At 61.0% G+C, this 349-nt stretch carries 1 protein-coding gene; it reads left to right on the top strand.

All coding sequences use genetic code 11. The features are described from left to right. The coding region (locus tag FRY97_RS22130; protein WP_147169791.1) for a DUF11 domain-containing protein at positions 1–349 on the top strand (349 nt) is incomplete at both ends.

Below are 349 nucleotides of genomic sequence, written 5' to 3' on the forward strand. Positions count from 1 at the left end.
CAACAACGGGCCGAGCGTTGCGAGCAGCGTAACAGTAGCAGATATGGCGCCTACGGGCACAACGATCAGCAGCTGGACGGCGGTAGTGACCACCGGCACAGCGACGCTTGCGAACGCTTCGGGCACGGGCGACTTCAGCGAGGTGATCACCAATATGTCCAACGGGGCAGTGGTGACCTACACGGTGAACGTGGATGTCCCTGCCGATTTCACGGGCGGCCTGACCAACGTAGTCACGGTAACGAACCCGGAAGACCCGACCCCGGGATGCCCAGCTTGTACGGACGGGCCGGATACACCGGACGAAGTATCGGACATCACCACGGTTAAGACGAACGGTACCAGTACT

The organism is Phaeodactylibacter luteus (assembly GCF_007993045.1).
Lineage (GTDB): Bacteria > Bacteroidota > Bacteroidia > Chitinophagales > Saprospiraceae > Phaeodactylibacter > Phaeodactylibacter luteus.